Consider the following 5,365-nt stretch of genomic DNA (forward strand, 5'->3'; position numbering starts at 1 on the left):
CACCCGGCAGACCGGATCACCGACCGGTCCCTTACACAGAAAACTTGACACCCCCCGACGTCATCCCACCCAAGGAGACCTCCGACGACGCCGACAAGGACTCCGCCGACGAAGTCCAGCAGACCGTCCTCCCGGACCGGACCAAACCCAACAGTGCCCCCGTGGCCAAACCGGACCAGTTCGGCATCCGCGCAGGCAAGACCACTATCCTGCCGGTCCTGGACAACGACTCCGACCCCGACGGCGACGTCCTCACCGTCCGTACCCCGGAAGGGGTCAAAACCGGCGCCGTCTCACCCATCTACGGATCCACCGGCCTGCAGGTGGCCGTGCCCGCGGACAAAACCGGCAGCGAAACCTTCAAGTACACCGTGGACGATGGCCGCGGCCTGTCCGCATCGGCGGACATCACCCTCAACATCATCCCGCCCGGTACCAACAACCCGCCGCGGCAAAAGCCCAACCGGAACACCACGCTGGTGGTCCAGTCAGGCAAGGCAGTCACCCAGAACATCCTCACCGACTGGATCGATCCCGACGGCGATGACCTGTTCGCCGTCTCCGTGTCCAGCACCGACCCGCTGGACCAGGCCCGGATCCGCCCCGACGGCCAGCTGACCTTCCAGGATTCCGGAACCGCCCCCGGCCGGAAGGTCCTCACCGTCTCAGTGTCGGACGGACAGTCCACGGCCGAAGGCAAGGTGACCGTGGATGTCAGAAGCCCCGGCGCCCTGCCGCCGATCGCCAATGCCGACCACGTGGTGGCCGTTGCCGGCACCGACACCGTCATCACCCCGCTGAAGAACGATTCGGACCCGCAGGGCGGGACCTTGCGGCTGGCGCAGGCCACACCGGACGCCGAATCCACCGCCACCCTCAACCCGGACCAGCAGACGTTCACCTTCAACTCCCGGACCGTCGGCGCGCACTACGTCAGCTACCTGGTCACCAACGGGCCGGCCAGCGCCCAGCAGCTGGTGCGCGTTGATGTGGTTCCGGGAACCGACGAAGGCGCTCCGGTCGCTGTCCGCGACACCGCGCTGCTTCCCACCGGCGGCGACGTCCTGGTGGACGTCCTGGGCAATGACTCGGATCCTTCCGGCGGCGTGCTGGTGGTGCAGTCCGTAACGGCCGACGCCGGCCTGCCGGTGAGCGTGGCGGTGCTGGACCACTCGGTGGTGAGGATTACCGACATCCGCGCCGAAGGCCAGCTGACGGTCCGGTACACCGTGTCCAACGGACGGTCCTCCGCCACGGGCGAGATCGCCGTGCTCATGGTCCCTGCCCCGGCCAAGCTCCAGGCGCCCCAGGCAAAGCCGGACGAGGCCACGGTCCGGGTGAACGACGTGGTCACCATTCCCGTGCTGGCCAACGACACCGACCCCAACGGTTCCAAGCTCACCCTGCTGCCCGAACTCGCCCAGCAGCCCGACGCCGCCGACGGCCGCATGTTCGTCTCGGGCGACCAGCTGCGGTTCCTGGCCGGACCGGAAGCAAAAACCGTCTACGCCATTTACAAGGTCCAGAACGAGTCCGGGCAGGTGGACTCACAGCAGGTGACCATCCGCATCCGTGCCCGGGAAGATGACCGGAACACCCGGCCCGAACCCCGCAACCTCACCGCGCGCGTGGTGGCCGGGATGACCGTCAAGGTGCCCGTGCCCCTGGACGGCATCGACGCCGACGGCGACTCCGTCCAGCTCATCGGCATCGACAATGCGCCGGCGATGGGAACCGCGGTGGTACGCGACGGCTACCTTGAATTCACGGCCGCCGGCGACGCTGCCGGCACCGACAGCTTCACGTACCGGGTCCGGGACCGGATCGGCGCCGAAAACACCGGAACCGTCATTGTTGGGATTGCCCCGGCGGAGGTCAACAACCAGAAGCCCATCGCCGTGGACGACGCCGTGGATGTCCGCCCCGGCCGCAAGGTGGCCGTGGAGGCCCTGGCGAACGATTCGGACCCCGACGGTGATCCGCTCAGCCTGGTTTCCGACGGGTTCGAGGCCAAACCGGACCTGCAGGTGGAGGCCACGGACGGTGCCAAAGTGCTGTTCACCGCACCGGGCACAGCCGGCAACGAAAGCATCAGCTACCGCATCCAGGACGACAAGAAAGCCTCCGCCGGCGCCGTGATCCGGGTCCGGATCAGCCCGGACGCCGAACTCAAGCGCCCCGTGGCCAAGGACGACCGGGTCACGGTGGCCGAAACCCTCGGCAAGACGGCGGTGGACGTCCCCGTCCTGAAGAACGATTCCGATGCCGACGGCGTGGCCTCCGAGCTGAAGATCAGCCTTCCCGACGGCAACCCGAATGCCCGGCCCGGCGGCTCGGGCAACGTGGTGGTGACCCTCACCCCGGAAGACCAGCTGATTCCCTACGCCGTCACGGACGTCGACGGACTCACCTCCACCGCCGTGATGTGGATCCCCGGCCAGGGCGCACAGTACCCAACCCTGGCCATAACCGATCCTGTTGAGGTCATGTCCGGCAAGGACGTCACCCTGGACCTGTCCGACTACGTCCGCGTCCGCAACGGCCGGACGGCAAGGATCACCGTGGCCGACTCCGTGCGCGTCCAGGGCGGATCGCCGGAGGGCGTCATCCAGTCCGACGGCAAGGCCCTGCGCTACACCGCGAAACCTGACTATGTGGGCCCGGGTTCCATCACTTTTGAAGTGACGGACGGTTCAGGCCCCGACGACGCCGACGGCCTGAAAGCCACCCTGGTCATCATGACCAAGGTGATCCCGGACCCCAACGCCAACCACCCGCCCACCTTCAGCGGCACCTCCGTGGACGTGCCCAAGGCCGAGCAGGCAACGGTGGACCTGGCGGGGCTGGCCAAGGACGTGGACGAACGCGACAAGGACAACCTCCGCTTCGAACTGGACGGCACGCTGCCGGCCGGGTTCAACGCAAAGGTCGACGGCGCCATCCTCGCCATCACCGCCGACGGTTCCCTTGGCATTGGCGTCACCGGAAACATCCAGGTGAAGGTCACTGACGGCCGGTCGCCCGCCGTGGGTGCCACCATCACCGCACGCCACGTCGCCTCCAACCGGCCCCTCCCGGTAGCCAATGATGATGCCGTGGACAAAGCCAACGCGGGGAAGACCGAACAGGTCAACGTCCTGGCCAACGACTTCAACCCCTTCCCGGACACGCCCCTGCGGATCGTGGCCGCCACCGTGGAGACAGGCTCCGCGAACGGCCAGCCGTCAGTGTCCGGAGACAGCATCACCGTTACTCCGGCTGAGGGCTACAAGGGCGTCATGGTGGTCCGATACACCGTGGCGGACAAGACGGGCGATCTCTCCCGCCAGGTGGACGGGCGGCTGCGGCTCACCGTCCGCGGCAAGCCCGACGCACCCTCTGCTCCCAGTGCCACCGACGTCCGCAGCCGCACCGCTGTGCTCAAGTGGGCTCCGCCGTCGGACAACGGCGCGCCCATCACCGGGTACACCGTCCGCTCGAACAACGGCTTCGAACAGAAGTGCCCCACCACCACCTGCACCTTGAGCGGGCTCACCAACAACGTGAAATACGTGTTCACGGTGCTGGCCACCAACGAGGTGGGAGAGTCACCGGCATCCCCGCAGTCCAACGAAATCCGGCCTGACGAGAAACCGTCACCGCCGGAGGCCCCCACGGTGAAGGCGGGCGACAAGACGATGGCCATCACCTGGCCCGCTGCGAAGACCGAGGGTTCACCGGTGAAGCACTACAACCTGGAGATCTCGCCGCCGCCGGCCAGTGGCGTGGCCGTCAAGAACGAGGTCTCGGGACTGAACTACACGTGGACCGGCCTTACCAACGGCGTGAAGTACAAGGTGCGTGCGCAGGCCGTCAATGAGCTTGGTCCTTCCGACTGGGGGACGTACTCGGCGGAGGACAATCCGGCCGGCGTGCCGGCGGCACCTGCCGCACCGTCGTCCGCCGTCGCATCCTCCGTGGGCACCCAGAACCAGCTTCGGGTCACCTGGGCCGAACCCAACACCAACGGCGATCCGATCAGCACCTACTACGTCACCATGAGCGGCGGCAATGCCCCCGCCCAGACGCAGACCGTCCCCGGCAACGTCCGTACGGCCAACTTCACGGCCAGCAACTCCGAAGCCGCCTACACCTTCACGGTCCAGGCGGAAAACAAGGCAGGCAAGGGAGCAGTCAGTCCGCCCTCGGCCCCGCGCCGCGCCACCGGCAAGCTGTCCCCGGTCTCCGGCGTCACGGCAACACCTGCCAACACCGGCGGAGCAGGACGCTCCGTGACCGTGGACTTCCGAAAGCTGACCGCGGCTGAACGCAATGGTTCTTCCGAAAACGAAGTCAGCTACAGCTACAACGCCAGCAACGGTGCCCGCGGCCCCATCACGCCCGGCCAGACCATCGGCGGGTTCACCAACGGCACCGCCGTGAGCATCACCGTCGTCGCCAACTCCACGGTGGCCCCGAGTTCTGACGGCAGCGCCCCCGCCACCGCGACGCCGTACGGTTCCCCGGGAACCCCCTCGGCGTCCGGCCAAAACGGCGGTGTCAACCAGAAGTCCGCCACCCTGAACTGGTCCTCCCCGTCCACCAGTACCAACGACGTGGCGCAAACCAGGATCAAAATCAACAATGGCGGCTGGGAGAACGTTGCCCCGTCCGGCAGCAGGACGGTCAACACGGCCAACTTCGGTGACACCGTCACCATCGCGGTCCAGACCTTCAACTCCGTCGGTACCGGCAGCGCGGTGGTAACCGCCAGCGCCAGTGCAGGAAAGCAGGGCCTGTGGGAGACCCGGATCAAGACCTCCGACCCCAACTTCGTGCGCAGCTGCTCGTACACCCTGGGTGGATCCAACTACCGGCCAAATCCCTACTTCGACTGTGACGGCGTCAATGCGGACAGTCCGCCGTGGTTCTACAAAGCGGACCAGGACCGCATTATGGTGGCCTGCTACATCGACCAGGATGACAACTGGTCCGGCAACGGCGTGGTCCGTTGGTGGCGGGTGGAGTCCGGTTCATCACGCAACGTGGGCCGCTATGTCATCGCCGGCCACACCACGCTCGCCGATCCCGCCGGCCTGGGAGCCCCGCATTGCTGACGCTGCCCATCCCGGCATGCCCCGGGCAGTTGTCCCCATCGCGGGGCTTGCAGCGGTTCGGTAGGCTTGCCGCGGGGAAAGAAAGCCTGCTGCCTGTCCTGCGACCGGGCCGCCATCTGGCTACACAAACTGAGGGAAAAGTAACGCTGTGACAACTCTGCTGGGGAAGCTCGGGCTGAAAAAGCGACATAAAAAACTCGTCACCGGTACGGCTTTTGGTGCTGTGGTGGCTGTGGTGGTGACGGGTGCTGTGTTGTATCCGGGGTTTA

General features: G+C 66.7%; 1 protein-coding gene. It reads left to right on the forward strand.

Annotation, left to right across the window (positions count from 1 at the left end):
• Window positions 1–44 precede the first annotated feature (44 nt).
• Window positions 45–5,096: an Ig-like domain-containing protein gene (locus tag HNO81_RS19755; protein ID WP_254703600.1), complete on the forward strand. Its 5,052-nt coding sequence runs from the start codon at window positions 45–47 to the stop codon at window positions 5,094–5,096.
• The last annotated feature ends 269 nt before the right edge of the window (window positions 5,097–5,365 follow it).

The organism is Pseudarthrobacter sp. C4D7, assembly GCF_013359725.1.
Taxonomy (GTDB): domain Bacteria; phylum Actinomycetota; class Actinomycetes; order Actinomycetales; family Micrococcaceae; genus Arthrobacter.